Source organism: Nocardia transvalensis NBRC 15921 (assembly GCF_000308875.1).
In the GTDB taxonomy this organism is placed as follows: domain Bacteria; phylum Actinomycetota; class Actinomycetes; order Mycobacteriales; family Mycobacteriaceae; genus Nocardia; species Nocardia transvalensis.
Genome location: NZ_BAGL01000080.1, coordinates 54436 through 74520, shown reverse-complemented (window position 1 = coordinate 74520; position 20085 = coordinate 54436). Strand labels below are relative to the sequence as shown.

Annotated in this window: 21 protein-coding genes; 12 read left to right on the top strand and 9 right to left on the bottom strand. The window is 70.5% G+C overall.

Annotated elements, in window-relative coordinates:
* Positions 1 to 43 precede the first annotated feature (43 nt).
* Positions 44 to 682, top strand: a complete 639-nt coding sequence (locus ON41_RS27940) for a MerR family transcriptional regulator (protein WP_040750862.1) — start codon at positions 44 to 46, stop codon at positions 680 to 682.
* Between the two features lie 32 nt (positions 683 to 714).
* Here ON41_RS27940 and ON41_RS27935 read toward each other — a convergent pair whose 3' ends face one another.
* The gene (locus tag ON41_RS27935) at positions 715 to 1419 is read right to left on the bottom strand and encodes a TetR/AcrR family transcriptional regulator (protein WP_040750860.1); all 705 of its coding nucleotides are present in this window, start codon (positions 1417 to 1419) and stop codon (positions 715 to 717) included.
* A gap of 113 nt (positions 1420 to 1532) precedes the next feature.
* Here ON41_RS27935 and ON41_RS27930 point away from each other — a divergent pair, with 113 nt between their 5' ends.
* Positions 1533 to 2660: an FAD-dependent oxidoreductase gene (locus tag ON41_RS27930; RefSeq protein WP_040750858.1), complete on the top strand. Its 1128-nt coding sequence runs from the start codon at positions 1533 to 1535 to the stop codon at positions 2658 to 2660.
* A 14-nt stretch (positions 2661 to 2674) separates the two neighbouring features.
* Here the strand turns inward: ON41_RS27930 and ON41_RS27925 are convergent, their stop codons facing one another.
* Positions 2675 to 3244 carry a hemerythrin domain-containing protein gene (locus tag ON41_RS27925; RefSeq protein ID WP_040750897.1) on the bottom strand — a complete coding sequence of 190 codons (570 nt, stop codon included), beginning with the start codon at positions 3242 to 3244 and terminating at the stop codon, positions 2675 to 2677.
* Positions 3245 to 3334: 90 nt separating this feature from the next.
* Positions 3335 to 4171, bottom strand: a complete 837-nt coding sequence (locus tag ON41_RS27920) for an alpha/beta fold hydrolase (RefSeq protein ID WP_040750856.1) — start codon at positions 4169 to 4171, stop codon at positions 3335 to 3337.
* Between the two features lie 70 nt (positions 4172 to 4241).
* On the opposite strand from ON41_RS27920, the gene ON41_RS27915 reads away from it, so the two are divergent.
* Both ON41_RS27915 and ON41_RS27910 read left to right on the top strand, forming a co-directional pair.
* Positions 4242 to 5195, top strand: coding sequence for a helix-turn-helix domain-containing protein (locus tag ON41_RS27915; RefSeq protein ID WP_040750855.1), 954 nt, complete (start codon positions 4242 to 4244; stop codon positions 5193 to 5195).
* A gap of 140 nt (positions 5196 to 5335) precedes the next feature.
* Positions 5336 to 6271 carry a universal stress protein gene (locus ON41_RS27910; protein WP_040750896.1) on the top strand — a complete coding sequence of 312 codons (936 nt, stop codon included), beginning with the start codon at positions 5336 to 5338 and terminating at the stop codon, positions 6269 to 6271.
* Here the strand turns inward: ON41_RS27910 and ON41_RS27905 are convergent.
* Positions 6261 to 8126, bottom strand: coding sequence for an alkyl/aryl-sulfatase (locus tag ON41_RS27905; protein ID WP_040750894.1), 1866 nt, complete (start codon positions 8124 to 8126; stop codon positions 6261 to 6263). The two genes, ON41_RS27910 and ON41_RS27905, sit on opposite strands and share 11 nt — an antisense overlap.
* A gap of 244 nt (positions 8127 to 8370) precedes the next feature.
* Here ON41_RS27905 and ON41_RS27900 point away from each other — a divergent pair, with 244 nt between their 5' ends.
* A complete protein-coding gene (locus ON41_RS27900) occupies positions 8371 to 8691 on the top strand; it encodes a hypothetical protein (protein ID WP_040750853.1) in 321 nt (106 codons plus the stop codon).
* A complete protein-coding gene (locus ON41_RS27895; protein ID WP_040750851.1) occupies positions 8688 to 9278 on the top strand; it encodes a hypothetical protein in 591 nt (196 codons plus the stop codon). Before ON41_RS27900 ends, ON41_RS27895 begins: the two co-directional genes overlap by 4 nt.
* A gap of 24 nt (positions 9279 to 9302) precedes the next feature.
* Here ON41_RS27895 and ON41_RS27890 read toward each other — a convergent pair whose 3' ends face one another.
* Entirely contained in the window at positions 9303 to 11930 is a 2628-nt protein-coding gene (locus ON41_RS27890) for a helix-turn-helix transcriptional regulator (RefSeq protein ID WP_040750849.1), read from the bottom strand.
* 228 nt (positions 11931 to 12158) lie between these two features.
* On the opposite strand from ON41_RS27890, the gene ON41_RS27885 reads away from it, so the two are divergent.
* Positions 12159 to 13265 carry an AI-2E family transporter gene (locus tag ON41_RS27885; RefSeq protein ID WP_051162652.1) on the top strand — a complete coding sequence of 369 codons (1107 nt, stop codon included), beginning with the start codon at positions 12159 to 12161 and terminating at the stop codon, positions 13263 to 13265.
* Here ON41_RS27885 and ON41_RS27880 read toward each other — a convergent pair.
* On the bottom strand, positions 13248 to 13463 hold the full coding sequence (locus ON41_RS27880) for a DUF8691 family protein (protein ID WP_040750847.1): 216 nt from the start codon (positions 13461 to 13463) through the stop codon (positions 13248 to 13250). The two genes, ON41_RS27885 and ON41_RS27880, sit on opposite strands and share 18 nt — an antisense overlap.
* A 213-nt stretch (positions 13464 to 13676) precedes the next feature.
* On the opposite strand from ON41_RS27880, the gene ON41_RS27875 reads away from it, so the two are divergent.
* A complete protein-coding gene (locus ON41_RS27875; RefSeq protein WP_040750844.1) occupies positions 13677 to 14087 on the top strand; it encodes a DUF7144 family membrane protein in 411 nt (136 codons plus the stop codon).
* Between the two features lie 118 nt (positions 14088 to 14205).
* Entirely contained in the window at positions 14206 to 14625 is a 420-nt protein-coding gene (locus ON41_RS27870) for a hypothetical protein (RefSeq protein ID WP_051162650.1), read from the top strand.
* 14 nt (positions 14626 to 14639) lie between these two features.
* Here ON41_RS27870 and ON41_RS27865 read toward each other — a convergent pair whose 3' ends face one another.
* On the bottom strand, positions 14640 to 15011 hold the full coding sequence (locus ON41_RS27865) for a hypothetical protein (protein ID WP_040750843.1): 372 nt from the start codon (positions 15009 to 15011) through the stop codon (positions 14640 to 14642).
* 288 nt (positions 15012 to 15299) lie between these two features.
* Between ON41_RS27865 and ON41_RS27860 the strand changes: the two genes are divergently transcribed.
* From ON41_RS27860 to ON41_RS27850, 3 genes are all read left to right on the top strand, one after another.
* Positions 15300 to 15629 (top strand): ArsR/SmtB family transcription factor, encoded by a 330-nt coding sequence (locus ON41_RS27860; RefSeq protein WP_040750887.1) that lies wholly within the window; start codon positions 15300 to 15302, stop codon positions 15627 to 15629.
* A 148-nt stretch (positions 15630 to 15777) separates the two neighbouring features.
* Positions 15778 to 15963, top strand: coding sequence for a hypothetical protein (locus ON41_RS27855; protein WP_157185647.1), 186 nt, complete (start codon positions 15778 to 15780; stop codon positions 15961 to 15963).
* Positions 15964 to 16083: 120 nt separating this feature from the next.
* Positions 16084 to 17304, top strand: coding sequence for an oxygenase MpaB family protein (locus ON41_RS27850; protein WP_040750884.1), 1221 nt, complete (start codon positions 16084 to 16086; stop codon positions 17302 to 17304).
* A gap of 47 nt (positions 17305 to 17351) precedes the next feature.
* On the opposite strand, the gene ON41_RS27845 is transcribed toward ON41_RS27850, so the two are convergent.
* Together ON41_RS27845 and ON41_RS27840 are read right to left on the bottom strand one after the other, a co-directional pair.
* On the bottom strand, positions 17352 to 17678 hold the full coding sequence (locus tag ON41_RS27845) for a hypothetical protein (protein WP_040750839.1): 327 nt from the start codon (positions 17676 to 17678) through the stop codon (positions 17352 to 17354).
* A gap of 90 nt (positions 17679 to 17768) precedes the next feature.
* Positions 17769 to 19838 carry a catalase gene (locus ON41_RS27840; protein ID WP_040750837.1) on the bottom strand — a complete coding sequence of 690 codons (2070 nt, stop codon included), beginning with the start codon at positions 19836 to 19838 and terminating at the stop codon, positions 17769 to 17771.
* Positions 19839 to 20085: the final 247 nt, after the last annotated feature.

Sequence of the window (20085 nt, the reverse complement as noted above, 5' to 3'; positions counted from 1 at the left end):
TGTCAATATCGGGCCCCGAGCAGAACCCGAGGTCAGGAGCGCCATGCGGATCGCCGAACTCAGCCGCGTCAGCGGAGTCCCCGCCGCGACGATCAAGTACTACGTGCGCGAGGGTCTGCTGCACGCCGGGGTTCGCACGCACCACAACCAGGTCGACTACGCCGAGGCGCACGTGAACCGGCTGCGCCTGATCCGGGCGCTGATCGATATCGGCGGCCTGTCGGTCGAGGCGTCGAAGGAACTGCTGGCCCTGCTCGACACCGGCACCCTGACCCCGCGCGAATCGGTCGGCGAGGTGCTGTACGCGCTGGGCGGGCGACGCTCCCCGGTGGGCCGGGACGAGCAGGAGGCCGCCGAAGCGGATGTCGAAGCCCTGCTGGCCCGCCGCGGCTGGCGGATCCACGGGGAGAGCCCGGCGCGCCGCACTCTGATCGATGTGTGCGCCGCGCTCCGGTCGCTCGGGCACGCGGACGTCGTCTCGGCGATGGACGACTACGCCGCCGCCTCGGAATCGATCGCGGCCACCGATATCGGCCTCGTCCGCGGAGAGTCCACCCTCGAGCGTATGACCGAAACCGCCATCGTCGGAACACTTCTCGGCGACACCCTGCTCTCGGCCCTGCGGCGTCTGGCTCAGGAACACCTGTCCCAGGACTTGCTGCCGGGTGGGGCGGGGGAGTAGCGCTCACGGCGCGGTGACGGAGAGTTGTGTGCCTACTCGCGGGACGAGTGCGTGATGCCGGTGAGGACGACATCGATTCCGGCGAGGAACTGTTCGCGGTCGTCGTGGTCGCGTAACTGTTTCGCGACGGCCCGCGCGAAGGGGTACTCGTCGGGGTCGAGTTCTTCCCACGTGGCCGAGACGGTGTCGAGGAATTCGACGCGGTCGGCCCCGGGTGGGAGGCCGCGGGCGCTCGCGCCGTTCGCGGCGTTCTGGCTCGCGGCCCCCAGAACGTAGTGCACCAGCGCCGAAGTCGCCGTGAACCACCCGTCTTCCGGCACGCCCAGCGCCTGGACCCGCCGGCCGAAGCTGTCGAAGATCAGCGGCGCCACCCGCCCCTGCGGGCTGCGCGCGAATTGGGCCGCGAGTTGCGTTGCGAGCCAAGGGTGGTCGTCGATCGCCTCGAACAGGCCGAGGGCGACGGCGCGAATCTCCTCCCGCGGTGACCCCGCGGCGGCTGCGGCCCCGGCGGTGAGTGCGGCGGCCACGACGTCCTCCGTGGCGGCGCGCAGCAGCTCGTGCTTGTTCGCCACGTGCCAGTAGATCGCCCCGGGCCCGGTGGCCAGGCGCTCGGTGAGGGCGCGGAAGGTCAGCCCGCCCTCGCCGTCCGCGTCGAGCAGTTCGACGGCCGTCTCGACGATGCGCTCGCGCGACAGCCTCTCCGCACGCCGGTCCGCCCGGCGCGTACGCGTTGCCATGCCGCCATCTTGACATATCTGGAACGTTGTTCCAACATTGGAACGGCGTACCAGAATGGAACGACATTCCAAAAGCGGCCGGATCCGCCGGCGCCCGACCCGAAGGAGCCACCATGAATACCCAGGTCACGATCATCGGCGCCGGGCTCGGCGGGCTCGTGCTCGCCCGCGTCCTGCACGTCAACGGCATCCCGGCCACGGTCTACGAGGCGGAGGCCGGGCCGACGGCCCGCTCCCAGGGCGGCATGCTCGACATCCACGCGCACACCGGCCAGCCTGCCCTCGCTGCGGCGGGCCTGACCGGCGAATTCCGCGCTCTCGTCCTCGCGGGCCGCGAGGCGTACCGCATCGTCGACCGCGAGGGCACCGTCCTGCTCGACCTGCCCGACGAGGGCACGGGCGCCCGCCCCGAGGTGCAACGCGGCGAGCTGCGCCGCATCCTGCTCGAATCGCTCCCGCCCGGCACCGTCCGGTGGGGACACAAGGTCACCGGCGTCCGGGCCCTCGGCGGCGGGCGGCACGAGGTCACCTTCGCCGGTGGCGGCACGGTCGAGACGAGTCTGCTGGTCGGCGCCGACGGCGCGTGGTCGCGGGTCCGGCCGCTGCTGTCCGGCGCGACGCCCGAGTACATCGGCATGTCCTTCGTCGAGACCTACCTGTACGACGGCGACACCCGGCATCCGGCCAGCGCCCGGGCCGTCGGCGGCGGCTCGTTCTGGGCGCTCGAGCCGGGCAGGGGAATCCAGGCGCACCGCGAGACCGGCGGCACCCTCCACACGTACGTGGCGCTGGAGAAGCCGCGGGAGTGGTTCGAGGAGATCGACTTCACCGATCCCGCCGCGGCCGCCGCCCGGACCGCGGGCGAATTCGACGGCTGGGCGCCGGAACTCACCGCACTGATCACCGACAGCGACACCGCCCCGGTCCTGCGCCCCCTCCACACGTTACCCATCGGCCATCGCTGGGACCGCGTCCCGGGCGTCACCCTGATCGGCGACGCCGCCCATCTCGCGCCCCCGAACGGCGAGGGCGCCAACCTCGCCATGCAGGACGGCGCCGAACTCGGCCAGGCGCTGGCCGCCAATCGGGGCGATATCGAGGCGGCCCTCACCGCCTACGAGCGGCCCCTGTTCCCCCGCGCCGCGGCGTCCGCGACCGACGGCGCCGAATTGCTCGAGACGATGTTCGGGGCCGCCACCCCGCACGCTCTGATCGGCATGTTCACCGGTGCGGCGTCCTGAACCAAGGCCGCGCGTCAATTCTGTTTCATACGACCGATACTCAGCGACCCGCTCGGGACAGGGCGGACGCCTTCCTCCGCGCGGTGGACGTATCCGGCGGGATCCTTGTCGACCGGCTGGACGCCGGCGTAGTTCCTGGCCTCGTAGGCGGCGAAGGCCACGGCCAGCTGATGGCGGCGGGACAGACCGGCGAGGCGGCGGAAATCGGTGAGGCCCTCGCGTTCCTCCTCGGCCATGTGATCACTGTTGGCGAGATTGGCCGCCGCCACGGCCGCGTACCAGTCGTCCGTGCCGACCTGGTGGCGCGCGACCTCGGCGACCGCGTCCCGGATCTCGTTGTGGTCGTGGATGGCGTCCAGCGTCTCCTCCTCGACGCCGGATCTGCGCTGGGCCGCGACGCCGATCTGCAGCAGTTCGGGATAGAAGATCTCCTCCTCGGCCTGCGCGTGCAGTTCCAGGAAGCTCGCGAGCCTGTCCCAGATGGCGGAGAGCTCGGCGGTCCGGGACCGGTCGACCTGCTCCAGAATCGCGAACAGCCGCCGCTGTTCGTGGTGGTCGTCGAGGATCAGCTCGGTAATGTCCACAATGCCTCCCTGCTGGCGGTTCCGGACCGACACACCCTGATCACCTCTCTGTTCGGATGGTAGGCCGATCCCCGCCGAGCGGTGGCATCGCTACGCCGTGCAGAACTCACCGAGTGCGCGAGCGATGCGGTCCGGTGCGTTCTCCGTGGGAATATGCGCCGCTCCCGGGATTCGCACGAGTGTGGCGTGCGGGATCTCCGAGACGAACCGCTCGGCGTACTCGACCCTTTCGAAGGGATCGTCCTCGCCCCAGACCAGCAGTGTGGGCGTCGCGGATCGGCGCAGCGCGGGGACGAGATCGCGGGTGTAGCGGTTGTCGGCGGCGGCCACCATCGCCAGCCACGAACGCCGGACCCGCGGATCGGTCCACGGATCCAGATAGTCGGCGATCCGGTCCGCGGTGGCGGCGCCGGCCAGATTGTCGACGAGGGCGTGCCGGCGGGCGGCGAGCAGGTCGTCGCCGGTGACCGCCGCGGCGGCCGCCGGGTCCTGGAAGCGGGCCACGTGCGGCGCGGGCCAGGAGTCGTAGGCGACCGAATTGACCAGCGCCAACCGGGAGACCTCCAGCCGGCCGCGGACCACCAGATCCTGGCCGACCGCGCCCCCGATATCGTGGCCCGCGACGGCCACCGGCTCCGAAATCCCCAGTGCGGCAACGCATCGCACCACCCAGTCGGCCAGCGCGGGAACCGTGGCCGTCGCCGGGGTGAGTTCGCCGCCCGACCGGCCGAAGCCGGGAAAGTCGACCGCCACCGGACGCACCCCCGCCGCAGCGAGGCCGTCCAGCACCGGCAGCCACACGCGACTCCAGAACGTCCCGTGCAGGAGCAGGACGACCGGGCCCTCTCGCTCCACGGTCAGATAGCTGATCGTGTCGCCGTCGACCCGGACCGTGGTCCGCACGACACTCGTTGCCGTTTCACTCATGGACCCACTGTGGCCGGGGTCCCGCCGCGAACCCAGAGTCCGAAAAGACATCCTTGGGTATATTCGTGCCATGAACCGTCACCGGGTGGCGGCCCTGCTCGGACCGCCGCAGAGTCCTTTCGAACTCGGCTGCGCCGCAGAGGTTTTCGGCACATCCCGGCCGGGTGTGACGTCGCACTACGATTTCCTCGTCTGCGCCGAACGCCCCGGCCCGCTGCCGACGACCGCCGGCTACGCCATGCTCGTGGAGGCCGGCCTGGAAGCCCTGGAGGAGGCGGACACCGTCGTCATCCCGGGCTGGCAGCCGCCCGAAGCCGCCGCGCCGGCCGCCGTGATCGACGCCCTCCGCGCGGCCCACCGGCGCGGGGCACGGATCGCCGCCATCTGCACGGGAGCATTCGTCCTCGCCCAGGCCGGGCTGCTGGACGGCCGCAGCGCGACCACCCACTGGCGCCACGCCGCCGCCCTCGCCGCCGCCCATCCCGCGGTGCGGGTGGACCGGGACGTCCTCTACATCGACCACGGCGACGTGGCGACCAGTGCCGGAACCGGTGCGGGCATCGACCTGTGCCTGCACCTCGTCCGCCGCGACCACGGCGCGGCCCACGCCGCCCGGATCGCGCGCACCATGGTCCTCCCGCCGCACCGCGAGGGCAGCCAGCGGCAGTACGCGACCGAGCCCCTCCCGGTCCGGACGGACGAATCGCTGGCGCCGCTGCTGGAGTGGGCCACCGCCCGGCTCGGCGAACCGCTGACCGTCGGCGGGCTCGCCGGTCACGCCGGGCTGTCGAGCCGGACGCTCGCCCGCCGGTTCGGCGAACAACTCGGCACCAGCCCGGGGCAGTGGCTGCTCGCCCAGCGCCTCAACGCGGCCCGCGCGCTGCTCGAACAGACGGACCTGCCCGTCGAGGCCGTCGCCGCCCGCGTCGGCCTCGTGTCGGCGGTCAACCTGCGCCGCCGCTTCCGCGACCATCTCGGCACCACACCCGGCGCCTACCGCCGCACCTTCGGCGAAACCGGGTAGGGGACGCCGAGAGCCCTGCTCCGTGATGGTCTTTCGGCCTTCGCAGTGGAGCCGATCGACCGCATCGCGGGTATCGGGCGATTCCTACGGTGGGTGGGTGCCCATCGGGCATGCGGCGGCGGACCGGCTCGGAGGCGGCGATGAGTATGCGGGACAACGACGATCGACGCCGAGCGACGGCGGCCCCTGTCGTGGTGGGGGTCGATGGATCGCCGGGTGCGGAGGCGGCGGTGCGGTGGGCGGCGGAGACGGCCGTGCGGCGCGCCCGGCCGTTGCGGATCGTGCACGGCATGGATCTCGTGACGGCGAACGGCGTCCTCGGCGTCTACGCGGTGATGGCCCCGCCCGTCGTCGACAGCGTCCGGGCACACGGCCGTGCGGTGGTCGCGCGCGCCGAGAAGCTCGCGAGGGAGATGGCGCCGGGGGTGCCGATCTCCACGGTCGTCACCGCGGACAGCGGAAAGCACCTGCTCATCGAGCACAGCGTCGACGCGTACGCGGTGGTGCTCGGCGCGACCGGCACCGCGGGCACGCTCGCGCACTTCGGGTCCACGCTGCTCGCGGTCACCGCCCGGGCACAGGGCACGGTGGTCGTGGTGCGCACGGATCGCGACGCGGACGGCATGATCCACGATGCGGGCCCGGTCGTGGTCGGCGTGGACGGCAGCCCGGTCTCGGAGGCCGCGATCGTGACGGCCTTCGGCGAGGCGGCCGACCGCGGCGCCGAACTGGTCGCGGTGCACGCCTGGAGCGACTGGGACTACAAGCGTTTCGCCGCCGACGGGGAGTCCATGGTGCCGGACGCCGCGCTCGAGGAGGCCGAGCGGGCCGTGCTGGCCGAGCGCCTGGCGGGCTGGCAGGAGAAGTACCCGGACGTCCTGGTGACGCGGAAGATCTACCTGGCCTCGCCCGCCGCGCACCTGCGGGACTGGTCGAAACGCGCGCAGCTGGTGGTGATCGGCAGCCGCGGCCGCGGCGCCCTCGCGGGCGCGCTCCTCGGGTCGACCGCCAATTCCCTTGTCCAGCACGCGTATTGCCCGGTGATGGTGGTTCACCCCATCCGCGTCACGGGGTGACGATGGCGAAATCCGGATCCGGGGTGTCCAGGTAACTGACCAGTTCGGCGAGTGTGGCGGGATCGCCCTCGACGGTGATGGTGCCGTCGGTGATCATCTCGGTGAGATCCCGCGCGCCGAGCAGCGCGGCGTGCAGATCGGCGTCGGTGAGCGTGAACGCGGCATCGGGTGCGGGCATATCGCCGTCGACGTCGAAGTGCACCAGCAGCCCGTTGCGTAATTGCGTGCGGTGCACGAGATTCCGATCCGAGACGTGCCAATCGATCGTGAGGGCCGCGGACCACGCCTTCGGTCCGTCGACGCGCAGCGCGATGGCGTCGAAAAGCTGCTCGACGGTGAGCGCGGCGGCGATGTCGGGCGCGTCGGCGACGGTGGGCGTGCCGACCGAACCGTGGCGCAGCTCGTAGGCGCCCATCAGGAAGAAATTGCGCCACGTGCCGTTCTCCGCGCCGAAGCCGAGCTGTTCGAGGGTGTCGGCCTGCAGCGCCCTTGCCTCGTCGTGGCCCGGTTCGGCGAACAGCACGTAGTTGAGAACCTGTGCCGCCCAGCGGAAGTCGCCGGCGGCATAGGATTCACGCGCCTTGCGCACCACCTCACCGGCGCCGCCCATGAAGTCGAGGTGCCGCTTCGCCGATTCGACCGGGGGATGCTGCCACAGGGTGGCCGGATTGCCGTCGAACCAGCCCATATAACGCTGGTAGATGGCCTTGACGTTGTGGCTGACCGAACCGTAGTAGCCGTGGGTGTGCCAGGCCCGGGAGATGGCCGGGGGGAGTTCGATGTCCTCGGCGATCTCGATTCCCGTCGCGCCCTTGTTGAGCGCCCGCAGGGTCTGGTCGTGCAGATATCCGTAGAGGTCGCGCTGCACCGCCAGGAACTCGGTGAGGCGTTCGGTGCCCCAGGTCGGCCAGTGGTGGGACGCGAACAGGACATCCGAACGGGCGGCGTACCGGTTGATCGATTCGGTCAGATACTTCGACCACACGTGCGGGTCGCGGACGAGCGCGCCGCGCAGGGTCAGCAGGTTGTGCAGCGTGTGGGTGGCGTTCTCGGCCATGCACAGGGCGCGGCGGTCGGGGAAGTAGAAGTTCATCTCCGAGGGCGCCTCGGTGCCGGGGGTGAGCTGGAACTCGATGCGGACGCCGTCGACGGTTTCCGTCTGCCCGGTCCGGGAGATGTCGACCGTGGGGGCGATGAGCGTCGGCGTGCCGGTCGAGGTGGTCTGGCCGAGCCCCGCGCCCACCGCGCCGCGCGGACCGCGGGGCAGGACCGCGCCGTACATGTAGGCGGCCCGCCGCGACATCGCGGTCCCGGCGTAGACGTTCTCCTCGACGGCGTGTTCGACGAATCCGGCCGGCGCGAGGACCGGGCAGCGTCCGGCGGCCACGTCCTCCGGGGTGGTGACGCCCTTGACGCCGCCGAAGTGGTCGATGTGCGAGTGCGAGAAGATCACCCCGGTGACCGGGCGGTCGCCGCGGTGCTCGCGGTAGAGCCCGAGCCCGGCGGCCGCGGTCTCCGCGGAGATGAGCGGATCGATCACGATCACGCCCGTCTCGCCCTCGATCAGCGTCATATTCGACAGATCGAGCCCGCGGATCTGATAGATGCCCTCGGCCACCTCGAACAGCCCCTGGATCGCGCACAGCCGCGACTGACGCCACAGGCTGGGATTCACGGTGTCGGGGCAGTCCTCGTCGAGGAAGGCGTACGTATCGCCGTCCCAGACCGTGTTCCCGGCCGCGTCCCGGACCACCCCCGGTCGCAGCGCGGCGACGAAACCCCGCCGGGCGTCGGCGAAATCGTCGTCCTCGGTCCTTGCCCGCTCGTTCGTCTCGAGGTCCATCTGACCGGTCATCGCACGCACCCCTATCGCTCCCGCGCCGCTGGCAGTGTCGAGCAGCGACGATCGCAGGTCCACGCCTGCGATGCCTCACCCGCGCCGGGTGAAAACCGCACCGTGCGGGCCGTCCGACCGGCGTGTATCGGGTCGAGATCATCCCGACGGGGTGAGGCCGGGCCCGTGCCGGTGCGGGCACACTCGTCCTCCGAAACCGCCGGGTTCGACCGGCCGAGACCCGACCGCATGTCTGGAGTGTCGGATGAAGGCGAATGCTGATCACGATGTACGGGAGCGGCGGTCCTACACTCCCGAATTTCCGGTGACGGTCGGTCTGGTTCTGCTGATTCCGGCGCTGGCGTCCGTCGGGCCGGTGAGCGCGGCACTGCTGATCCGCCACCGCAACGCCGAGGCCGTGGCGAGTTCCGCGCTGCTGGCGGGGACCGTCGCGACGTGCGTGGTGCTCGTCGTCGCGGCCCTGGTCGCGTTCCTCGCCGCGTGGCGGCAGGCCCGGCTGCCCGAACCCGCGCGGGTCGGCGCGACGGGCGGCGGTCGTCGCGCGAATCACCGGAGGTCGCCATGACGCTGGCTCATCCGACCGCGCCCCCGACCGGCGACCCCGGGGGCGTCGCCTGCGACAACGTGCGGCTGCTGGCCCGCATCGACGACCCCGCGCACTGGCAGGCCCGGGTCGGCTGCCTGCTCGCGTCCGGTCGCCGGCGCTGGCTGGGTCGCACCGAATTCGACGCCGGTCCGCTGCTGCGGCAATGGAATCGCGTCCGGCTGCCGTACACGCCGCCCGGGCATCCGACCCTGCGCAGCGCGGTCGCGGCGGCCGTGGCGGGCGCGGAGATCCCCGGGACCCCGCTGACCGAATTCGCCGCCGCGATCATGCTGCTGTCCGGGTGCACGGCCGTCGTGACCGTCCCCGCCGGGGTGCCCGATCGGCGGCGCGCGGTCTCGGTCTCCCTGTTCGCCTTTCCCGCCGACGATCTCGCGCTCGCGCGTGACCTCGCCGGTGTCACCCTCGACGCCGCGGGGGTCGTCACCACCCGCCGCGAGACCACTGTCTTCCTGGCCGCCCGCCCGCTGCCGGGCGCGCGGGCGCGGCGTGACCAGCGCCTGATCGTGCCGAATCAGGAGCGGTGCGCGGTGCGCGAATACCATTGAGCCGTAAGGGGTTCCGGCTCGGTGTCAGATGGTTCCCAGGGTGCGGGCGCGGGTGATGGCGTCGGCGCGGGTGCGGACCCCCAGTTTGTGGTAGATGCCGCGGAGGTGGGTCTTCACGGTGTTGATCGAGACACCCAGATCGGCCGCGATGTGGTGGGTGGTCATCCCGGAGGGCAGCTGGCGCAGCACCGCGATCTCGGCGGCGGTGAGGTGCGGGTCGCGCGGGCCCGCGACGGCCCGCCCGCGCAGGCGGATGGTGTCGACGAAGTCGTCGAGGTAACCGAACCGGCCGGTGTACTGATCGAGCAGGCCGACCGTGCCGGGCACGTCGAGGAACGGGCGGATCAGCCGGTCGGTGTAGGCGAGCGTCGCCGCGCGGTGCAGCGCGTCGTACACCGCGACCGGCCGGTCGAGCCGGTGGCACGCGGAGGCGTACAGCAGCCACGCCTGGATCGAGGAGATCGGATGCAGGCGATCGTCCTGGTCGAGCAGCGGTTCCACCAGCTCCACCGTGGTCGCCGAGCTGTGCTTGTCCTCGGCGATGGCGGCCTCGGCGAGGATCGTCTCGGGGGTCCGGCCCAGGACCGCGACCGCCTGGGAGTGCAGCCGGTGGGCGGGCTCGAGCCAGCGCACCCGCAACAGCGCCCACGTGACCTGGACCAGCAGACCGGCCGTCGTCGCCGCCAGCGGCGCCTCGTGCAGCACGGTGTGCATATCGGTGCGCAGGGCGTCGGCGACGGTGTGGCGGTCGGCTGCGGAGTCGGCGCCGAACAGCAGCGCGAGGATCCGGGCATGCCAGCCGGGTGCCGGGGCCACCGTGCCGTCGCCCGGCGGCGCGATGTCCACGGTCAGTAGCGCGTCGTCGTCGGCTTGCAGATAGGCCATGAGCGCGACCATGATCCGGGCCTGCGCCAGCGCCGAGGTGCCCTCCAGGTGATGGCTGTCGGCGAACGCGACGGCCTGGAGCGAGCGTTCGCGCATCAGGGTGAGCGATCCGTTCAGGCCCGCCGCGACGGCCAGCCGAGTGAGCGCGTGCAGCGTCAGGCGGTTCAGCGCGGCGCGTTCCGCCAGCGCCAGGGCGTTGCGCAGCTCCGGTTCGCCCCAGCGCCGCGGATCCGGCGTGAACAGGTGCGTGGTGGCGGCCTGCAGGGCGATGTAGCAGTCGATCTCCGGATGTCCCGTCGGCGCGGGCAGCTCGCGCGGCGGCGTCTCGACGACGCGACCGGTCGCGATGTCGACGTCGGACAGCACGGAATCGGTCAAGGCCCCCAGCAGATCCGGGGTGATGAACGCGGATTCGTGCCGGGGGCGTTCGCGCACGAGTTCGCCGAGCGCGACGGCCTGGACGATATCGCCCCGCTCGATGGCGTCGGCGGTGCGCAGCAGCAGGACGAAGGCGTCGTCCGCCGCGCCGAGGCAGTCGAGCCGGCGGAACAGCTCGCCGCCGTTGCCCTCGAACACCATGCGGGGCCCGTGCTCGCGGACGAACTCCGGCAGTACGGCGCGGTCCGGGTCGGCGAGCACGTGGCGCAGCGCCTCGGGCAGCATCCCGGCGGTGACGAACCAGCGGGCGCACGCGTCGTGCAGCGCGGGGACGCGATCGGGATCGGCCCGCGCGATCTCCGCGAGCAGGTAGGCGCGCAGCATCGGGTGGTAGGTGTACCAGAGGTCGCCGCCCCGGGCCGCGGCCTCGAGGGGAAAATTGCTGCGCAGCAACGATTCCAGCGCGCGCGGGGCGCCCGGGCCGGCCAGCCGCTCGGCCAGGTCGACCGAGAACGACGCCGGGACGGCGGTGGCGAGCAGGAAGTCGAGGACCTCGGGCGCGAGCCCCGACAGCAACTCGCCGACCAGGAAGTCGGCCACCGCGTGGGGTCCGTGTTCCAGCGCGGCGATCGCCGTCGCCCGGTCGCCGGTGTGCGCGGCGAGGTGGATCGCGCCGATCCGCGCCAGGCCCGCCCAGCCGCGGGTGAGTTCGTGGAAGCTGGCCAGTTCGGCGTCGGCCAGCCGGCAGTCGTGCTGTTCCAGCAGCGCGGCGGTGTGCTCGGCGTCGAATCGCAGGTCGCGCGCGCCGATCCGGGTCAGCCGCGCCGTCATCTGCAGCGCGTGCCAGCGCACGGGCGGGTCGTACCGGCCGAGGACGACGGTGGTCAGCGAGGGCGGCGCGTGCTCGACGAAGTATTCGAGCCCCGACAGGGCCAGCGGATCGGCGATCAGGTGGGCGTCGTCGAGGACCAGGACGGTCGGCGCGCCCGTGGCGGCGAGGGCGGAGACGATCGCGGCGGCCTCGTCCACCGGGGTATCCGGAATCGGGCCGGTCCGCGAATACAGCGGGACGTCCAGCGCCGCGCCCACGGCCGACCACAGCCGGGTGTCGCTGAGATCCGCCAGGCCGACCCACCGGACCGTGGCGGCCGGCTGCCGGCGCACCCAATCGGCCGCGAGAACGGTCTTGCCGGTGCCCGCGGGCGCGCACACCAGGATGGTCTGCCCGTTCGGCGCCCGCCTGGCCCGGTCCATCGCGCCCTGCGCCCCGGCCATGCGCAGCGGGGTGAAGGACAGGATGGGCGGGGTATGCGCGTCATCGGCCGGACCGGGGGATCGGTACCGGTTGTCGTCGCGCGTCTGTGCCGCCGATAGGTGTGGTGCGACCATAACGCCTCCGTGAGCTTGTCCGTTCGGCTAGCCGTTGTCGAGCGTCTGATCTGTCTGAATCCGAACCTATACCAGGAATATGAGGAATACGAGAGTGATAACTGTTCTCTTGACCGGATCGAATTCATCTCGTGAGGGTGAGGAGCGTGGCCACACTCCTCGAATACGCTCACCGTCGGCTTGTGCAACCGGCCGCTGACCCGAGCGCGAGGAGCAACCGCGGTGATTATGCGGCGAAACGGCACGACCTCGCCCCGGACGGCGCCGCCGGCCGCGACGGCGGCCGCATGGGCCATTCCGCGCGGGCTGATCGTGTTGCTCGTCGTTGCCGCGGCCGTGGTGGCCATCAGCGGCATCAAGGCCTTTTCCGGCGTACTCGGCCCGGTCTTCCTCGCCGTCATGCTGACGGTGGTCGCGCAGCCGTTGCAGCGCTGGGCGCGGCGGCGCGGCCTGCGACCGTGGATCGGCATGGTGATCGCCCTGCTGGCGGTCTGGCTGATCCTGATTCTGCTGGTCGGCGCCCTGGTGCTGTCGGCGGCCCAATTGGCGACCGAACTGCCGAACTACACCGATCGGGTGAACGATCTGTTGTCGGGGGTGCGTGGCGCACTGGCGGACGCGGGGGTGAATGCGGAGCAGATCCAGGCCATGCTCAGCGGCCTGAACGTGACCGATGTCGTCGGCGTGCTGGAGTCCGTGCTGCGCGATCTGATCGGGGTCTTCTCGAATTTGTTCTTCGTGCTGGCGCTGCTGTTGTTCATGGCGATCGACGGAATGGCGATCGGCCGGAAGATGACGGTCGTCACGGCGGAACGTCCCGAAATTGCGTACGCCCTGGAGACATTCGCACTCGGGACCCGGAAGTATCTGCTCGTGTCGACGGTATTCGGTCTGATCGTGGCCGTGCTCGACGGTACGGCGCTGTGGCTGATGGGCGTTCCGCTGCCCATTCTGTGGGCGGTGCTGTCGTTCATCACCAACTACATTCCGAATATCGGATTCCTGATCGGGCTGGTGCCGCCGGCGCTGCTCGCGCTGCTCGACAGCGGGCCCGCCCTGATGATCTGGGTGATCGTGGTCTACTGCGTGATCAACTTCGTCATCCAGTCGGTGATCCAGCCGAAGTACGTCGGCGATTCGGTGGGCCTCAGCGTGACCGTCACCTTCCTGTCGCTGGTGTTCTGGTCCTGGGTCCTCGGCCCGCTCGGCGCGCTGCTGGCCGTCCCGCTGACGCTGCTGGTGAAGGCGCTGCTGCTCGATATCGACCCGACCACCCGCTGGGCGAGCGCGCTGATCGCCGACAAGGTGCCCGAGGATTCAGTCGGGCAGCCGTGACATCTCGAGCAGGGTGAGGCCGAGGGCATCGATACGCGCCAGCACGCCGCGGATCGCGGTGCTGTCGGGGACCGTCCCGTACAGGGTCGTCGTCCCGGCGATGGAGTGGTCGCTGCGGACCAGTTCGGGGAAGGCGGCCTGCGCGCGCTCGGACAGTTCGCCCTCGATGACGAACCGGTAGCGAACGGCAGTCGCCATGGACGTTTCACCTTCTCGTGGGTGGAGACAATTTCGACCCGAGTGGTGCTGTCGAGCCCAGTTTCGCGCCGGGGTCCCCGCGCCGCCTCATCCACCCGGGATGAGTTCCGTCGGTGCGGAATCGCGCGTCCGCGCTCACCCCGAGCGGGTGAGGAATTTCCGGTCCGACTGCGAGACCGTCGTCGCACAGTCTGTGCAGGGAAGGAGTCGGATATGTCAACCTCTCCGGACACCCATCCGGTGCGGCAGGGGGTGGCGGCGGGCACCTCGATCGGCGCCGCGATCCTGTTGCTCACCGTCGGCGTGCTGTCACTGTTCCAGGGCATCTCGGCGGTCGCGAAGGACGAGCTGTTCGTGGTGGGCGTGGACTACGTCTACAAGTTCGACATCACCACGTGGGGCTGGATTCACATCGTGCTCGGCATTCTGCTCATCATCAGCGCGATCGGGTTGATGACGGGAGCGATGTGGGCCCGGATCGTGGCCATCGGCCTGGCGGCCCTGTCGATCCTCGGCAACTTCCTGTGGCTGCCCTACTACCCGTGGTGGTCGGTGCTGGTCATCGCGCTGGACGTCGTCGTCATCTGGGCCGTCGCCACCTGGCGCCCGGAAGAGGAGGTCTGACCCGCCCCGCCGCCCCTCACCGCCCGGGAACATCACCCGGCGCGGGTGAGGTCGGGCCGAGGGTTGCGGGGGACGGGCGGGCGGGTATTTCGCCAGCCAGCGCGCCCTGCTGGCGGCGGTGCGCCCGGAGATCGAACAGGACAGCCTGCTGCCCGACCCGGCCCCCGCGGATCCGCGCGCCCGGCTCGAACTGGTCATGCGCGAATGCGTGCGGATCACCCGGGAGTGGGAGCCGGAATTGCGTACGTCCCTGCGTCTTTCGCTCGAACCCGCCGCGGGTGATCCGTCACTGCTGCGCCGCGGGCGTGCGATCGGCTGGATCGAACAGGCGCTGACGCCGCTGCGCGAGACGCGCCCCGACATCGATATCCACCGGCTCGCCGTCGTCATCCGCTCGGCCACCGGGATCGAATCGTTCGTCTGGCTCGGCGACGTGGCCGGGCTCGAGCGCGCCGAGGCCGCCGAAACACTGTGTGGCACAGCGCAAGCCCTGCTCGCGCACGCTCTTGCCGAGACGGCCCGGCCGCCCGGCGAATGACGTCGTGGCCCGGGTCAGATCTCGAGCTGTTCCTCGATGTGCTTGAGGCGGTGGCGCGCGAGCGCGAGATTGCCGCGGTCGCGGTCGAGGACGATGTAGAGGAACAGCCCTTTGTTCCTGCGCCCGTGAGTCGGCCGGATGAGATGATACTGCCGGCCGAGCGTGACGAGCACGTCCTCGATCTCCTGGTCGAGTCCGAGCTGGTCCATCGTGCGCATCTTGGCGCGGATCACCTCCGTATTGCCCGCTGCGGCGGTCTCGATATCGAAGGCCTTGGAATTGCTGCGCATTCCCAGCGGCATACCGCTGCCGAAATCGACGACGGCGGCGCCGACGACGCCGTCCAGCAGCATCATGTCCTTCAAGGCAACGTCCATGTCCGACATGGTTACTCCTCTCCCTGCGGGGTGTTCGCGCGCCGAGACGCTACTGGCGAGCCGTGGGGATGTCCGGCGGTTGCTGAAGAATTCCGCAAGGTACGTAATTGGCAAATTCTGCAATCAGGCAGGCTTTGCGCATGTCGCGTGACGACACTCCGGCCGCCGCGGTGACCGGCGCGCCGGGTCGTTCGTGAAGGCCCATCGACGCCCACGCGGAAGCGTCCCGTTCACTAAAATCGGCCCACAACGGTTCGGCGACCGCAGCCGGCCGCGCGCGGAGAGGGAGTGGCGCACATGCCTGGATTGCCGAGGCCGCTCTACCGGATGAAAGCGGACTTCTTCAAGACGCTCGGCCACCCCGTGCGCATCCGGGTGCTGGAACTGCTGAGCCGGCGCGAGCACACCGTGGCCGAGATGCTCGCCGAAATCGATGTCGAGGCGGCGAATCTCTCACAGCAGCTGTCGATCCTGCGACGCGCCGGCCTGGTCACCGCCCGCCGCGAAGGGCTGTCGGTCACCTACACCATCACCACGCCCGAGGTCGCCCAACTTCTGGCCGTGGCCCGCGCCATCCTGACCGGCGTCGTCGCGGGGCAGGCGGAAGCGCTCGAAAAGCCCGCCTGACACCGCGGCCCGTCGTCCTTGCGGCTGATGCCGATTCAGCCTCGAAGCGGATACCTGCTCGCGATTCGAAGACCTCAGGCCGATGTCCTCGGTCCGGGGCGCGCACCAGAATGAGGGCATCGAATCGTCAGCGAGGAAGGATGAGGCCGTGGGGCTGTTCGGAGGGATCGGCGGGCGCCGGGCGGAGCGGGACGCCCGGATCAGGGACGAGGCGTATCGGCAGGCCGTCGAATCCGGCGCGTCGGAGGAGGACGCCGTGCAGGCGGGCGAGGGCGCGGTCCGCAGCGCCCGCCGTCGCCGCCGGCTGCTGATGAGTGGAGGCGGCGGCAGCTGACGTCTCCGCGCGATATTTGGCAACGCACCTTGCCAAACACTCTCGTCTGGTAGAGACTCTTGCCAGAACGGTATGAGCGGGCCGCTCCGGTCCGGCGAGTGCTCGAAGGAGAGTGTGACCGTGGATTCGATGATCCCGAGCCGGCATCCGGCCGGGCCGCAGGCTGTTCCGGGGCCCGGGCTGGGGCCGTTCGCGCGGATGCTCGGGCTGCGTGCGCCGACCCCGGCCGAGTTCCGGGAACTGGGTGCGGCGCTGACCATCGGCGACGCGCCGATGGACGAGCTGGTGGACTGGATGTACCGCACGGGGATGGCGGAGACGCGCCCGCTGTTCGAACAGGCGCTGCGGGACGGAATCGCCGCGATGCCGCAGGCGCCCGAACCGCTGCGGGAGTTCTTCGATTACGTCGAGGCCGTGCCCGAGTGGGTGGACTGGGACAAGATCCGCCACGCCGAACTCGTCTTCGGGCTCGGCGGCCGGGACGGCGTGTACGTCGCGCGGGACATGTCGTTCCTGGGCGGATACCTCGCCTCGGGATTCAACAAGACCCTGCTGCGCACGGGCGCTCTGGAGAAGGGCCCGGCCAAGCGGTTCGCGGAGACGACGCAGTGGGCGATGGACGTCAGTTCCGCCGGCGGGATGCGGCCGCGGGGCCTGGGATACCGCTCGACCCTGCGGGTCCGGATGATTCACTCCATGGTCCGCCGCCACGTCGCGGCGATGGACGACTGGCGGGGCGAGGAGTGGGGCCTGCCGATCAACCAGACCGATATGGCCGCGACCCTGGTCGGCGCGCTGATCGCGCCCATGGTCGGCGGCATCGGCATGGGACGGTTGGTGACCCCGCGCGACGCCGACGCCGCGGCGCATTTCACGCGGTACGTCGGCTGGGTGATGGGTGTCGAGGAACGCTTCCTGCCCACCGGCTTTCGCGACAGCGTCCGCATCCTCTTCCACACGATGACGGCGATCACCAATCCCGACGAGACATCGGTGCAGCTCGCGCTGCCGATGCTGGACGAACCGCTGGGCTGGCACTACTCCCGCATGCCCGGGCTGCGCCGCCGCCTGGCCCGCTCGCAGCACCTGTCGATCGCCACCCTGTTCCTGGGATCGGACGCGATGCGGACCCTCGGCCTGCCCGCGACCGTGCCGTGGTATCCGTTGCTGCGCATGCCGGTCAACCTCGCCCGCTCGGTCCGGGACCGGGTCGTGCCCGGCCGGTTCGTGCGCGCGGCGGCCGAGGGACGCGCTGCCCAGCTGGCGTTCATCCGCACCCTGACCGGTACGGACAGCGCCGTCATCGGCGGCTCGGCCGATCACATCGCCCACGCCGCCTGACGGCGGTCCGGACGGTCAGGCGGCGGGCCGGGACCTGTACGGGCGGCTCAGTCGCGGCCGAGCGCGTGCGCGAGCTGCGACTTGGTCATCTTGGAGCGGCCCTTCACATTGCGCTGCCGCGCCTCGTTGTACAGCTGGTCGCGGGTGGGTCCCTGGGCGCCGGAGTGCGAGCGCTGACCGCCGCGCTGCTGCGGTGACTTGTCCTGCACGGAGGTGCGGCTGGCCGTGCGGGACTGGCCGGACTGCGCGCGATTCTTGTTGACCGTGCGCGCGCCGATCTCCTCGGCCCGGTCGGGGCTCACTCCCCGCTCCTCGGCCGAATCCCGGATGTGCCGGTACTGCCTCTCCTGTTTATCGGTCCATGCCTTGGGCATGACGTACCTCCTGTGTGGTCGTGTGCCCGGCGACCGGATCGCGGGCAGCTATCGCCCGCCTACCCGTCACCGGGCCGTTGACACCTCGCGTCAGGCGAGCCTCGACCAGAAACGGACGTCGCGGCAGGCGGCGACGAAGTCGGCGGCCGACGCGCCGGACGCCGCGAGATCGACGACGCCCGCGTCGAGCCGGCCGTCGAGGCCCGCGGCGGCGAACAGGGCGACGGCCTCGCGGTGGGCGATGAATTTGCCGTGGGCGTAGGCGTCGCTGACGAAATCGCGCGCGGGCGCCAGGTCGGCGAGACCGGCGGCCGCCTTGTCGGTGGCGAGTACCGCGACGGCGTCGTAGAGGACCGAGGGGGCGCCGTCGATCTTCTGGTCGGCCGCGATGTGCTCACCGTCGTCCGCGACGACACCGCCGACCTTCGCGGCGACGATCTCCAGCATCGCGCCCTCCGCCCGGATCGCGTCCCGGAGGCCGGCCAGCGCGTTCGCGTCGACGCCGTCGGTGACGAGGACGCCGAATTTGCGGCCCGCGAAGGTCTCGGGACCGTTGCGCAGGATGCTCAGCGCGGGCGATTCGGCCAGGCCCGTGACCGGTTCGCGCGCGGCGACGGCGGGATCCGGGAGTTCCGGCAGCCCGAGCCCGTCGGCGACCGCCTCGGCGAGGCCCCCGTCGACATTGCGCAGCGCCGCGACCACCCGGACGCGGATGTCGACGCGGTCGCATTTGCTCAGCTCGAAGACGAAACCGTCGATGATGTGCTGCTGTTCGACGGCCGTCTGGCTGGCGTAGAACTGGCGGGCCTGGCTGTAGTGGTCGGCGAAACTCTCCGGGCGCAGCCGGCGTTTGGGACCGGAGACGGTCTCGGGGTAGCTCACGAACCCGCGCGCGGGGTCCTCGCGCGGGCCCTTGGTCTCACCGGACCACGAATTCGGTTCGTAGTTCGCCCGATTCGCCGGATTCGCGGTCGCCATGTGGCCGTCCTGCTGGAACGTCGCGAACGGGCACTTCGGCGCGTTCACCGGCAGCTGCGTGAAGTTCGGGCTGCCGAGGCGTTTCAGCTGGGTGTCGAGGTAGGAGAAGTTCCTGCCCTGCAGCAGCGGGTCGTCGGTGAAGTCGATGCCCGGGATGATGTTCTGCGTGCAGAACGCGACCTGCTCGGTCTCGGCGAAGAAGTTGTCGACGACCCGGTCGAGCACCAGCCGGCCGACCCGGCGCACCGGAACCTGCTCCTCCGGAATGATCTTCGTCGGATCGAGGATGTCGAACTCGAACCGGTCGGCGAAGTCCTCGTCGAACAGCTGCATGCCGAGTTCCCACTCGGGGAAGTCGCCCGCCTGGATCGCGTCCCACAGGTCCCGGCGGTGGAAGTCGGGGTCGGCGCCGTTGATCTTCACCGCCTCGTTCCACACCACGGACTGGATGCCCTGCTTGGGCTTCCAGTGGAACTTGACGAAGGTCGACCGGCCCTCGGAGTTCACCAGCCGGAAGGTGTGGACCCCGAACCCCTCCATGAACCGGAACGAGCGCGGGATGGCGCGGTCGGACATGATCCACATCAGCATGTGGGTCGACTCCGGCGTCAGCGAGACGAAATCCCAGAAGTTGTCGTGTGCGGTCTGGGCCTGCGGGAAACCCCGGTCGGGTTCCTGTTTGGCCGCGTGGACCATATCCGGGAATTTGATGGGGTCCTGGATGAAGAAGACCGGAATGTTGTTCCCGACCAGATCCCAATTACCTTCGCGGGTATACATTTTCACGGCGAAGCCGCGGACGTCCCGGGCCAGGTCGAACGATCCCTTGTTGCCCGCCACCGTGGAGAACCGCACGAACGCCTCGGTGCGCCTGCCGGCCTCCTGGAACGGATCTGCCCTGGTCAGGTCGTCGAGCGCCGCGTAGTTCTCGAAGTAGCCGTGTGCCCCGAATCCGCGTGCGTGCACCACGCGCTCCGGGATCCGCTCGTGGTCGAAATGGAAGATCTTCTCGCGGAAGTGGAAATCCTCCAGCAGTGCCGGACCACGCTCGCCCGCGCGCAGCGTGTTCTGGTCGTCGCCGACCACGACGCCCTGCTGTGTCGTGAGCCGGACATCGTCGCCGGAGGCCTGCTGATGGGTTTCGCCGCCGTGTCCCCGTCGTCCTGCGTAATCCTCGGTCATACCGTGGTCTCCTGTTCGGATGCGTCGAACCGCTCGGATATTTCCGCCGGTACCCGCCCACCGCGCCGATAAACGACCGCACCCGCAGCGGAAAAATGCGGGGAGCGAAAGGGGCGATCACCGAGTGAACGCCGTGGATGCGGGTATACGCGCACTCCGTCACTTCCGAATGACCGGAAAGAGCGACACGGCCGGACGCGCAGACGGGCGAGACGAGCCGTCGTGTGAATTTCGAGAAGCCGTTCCG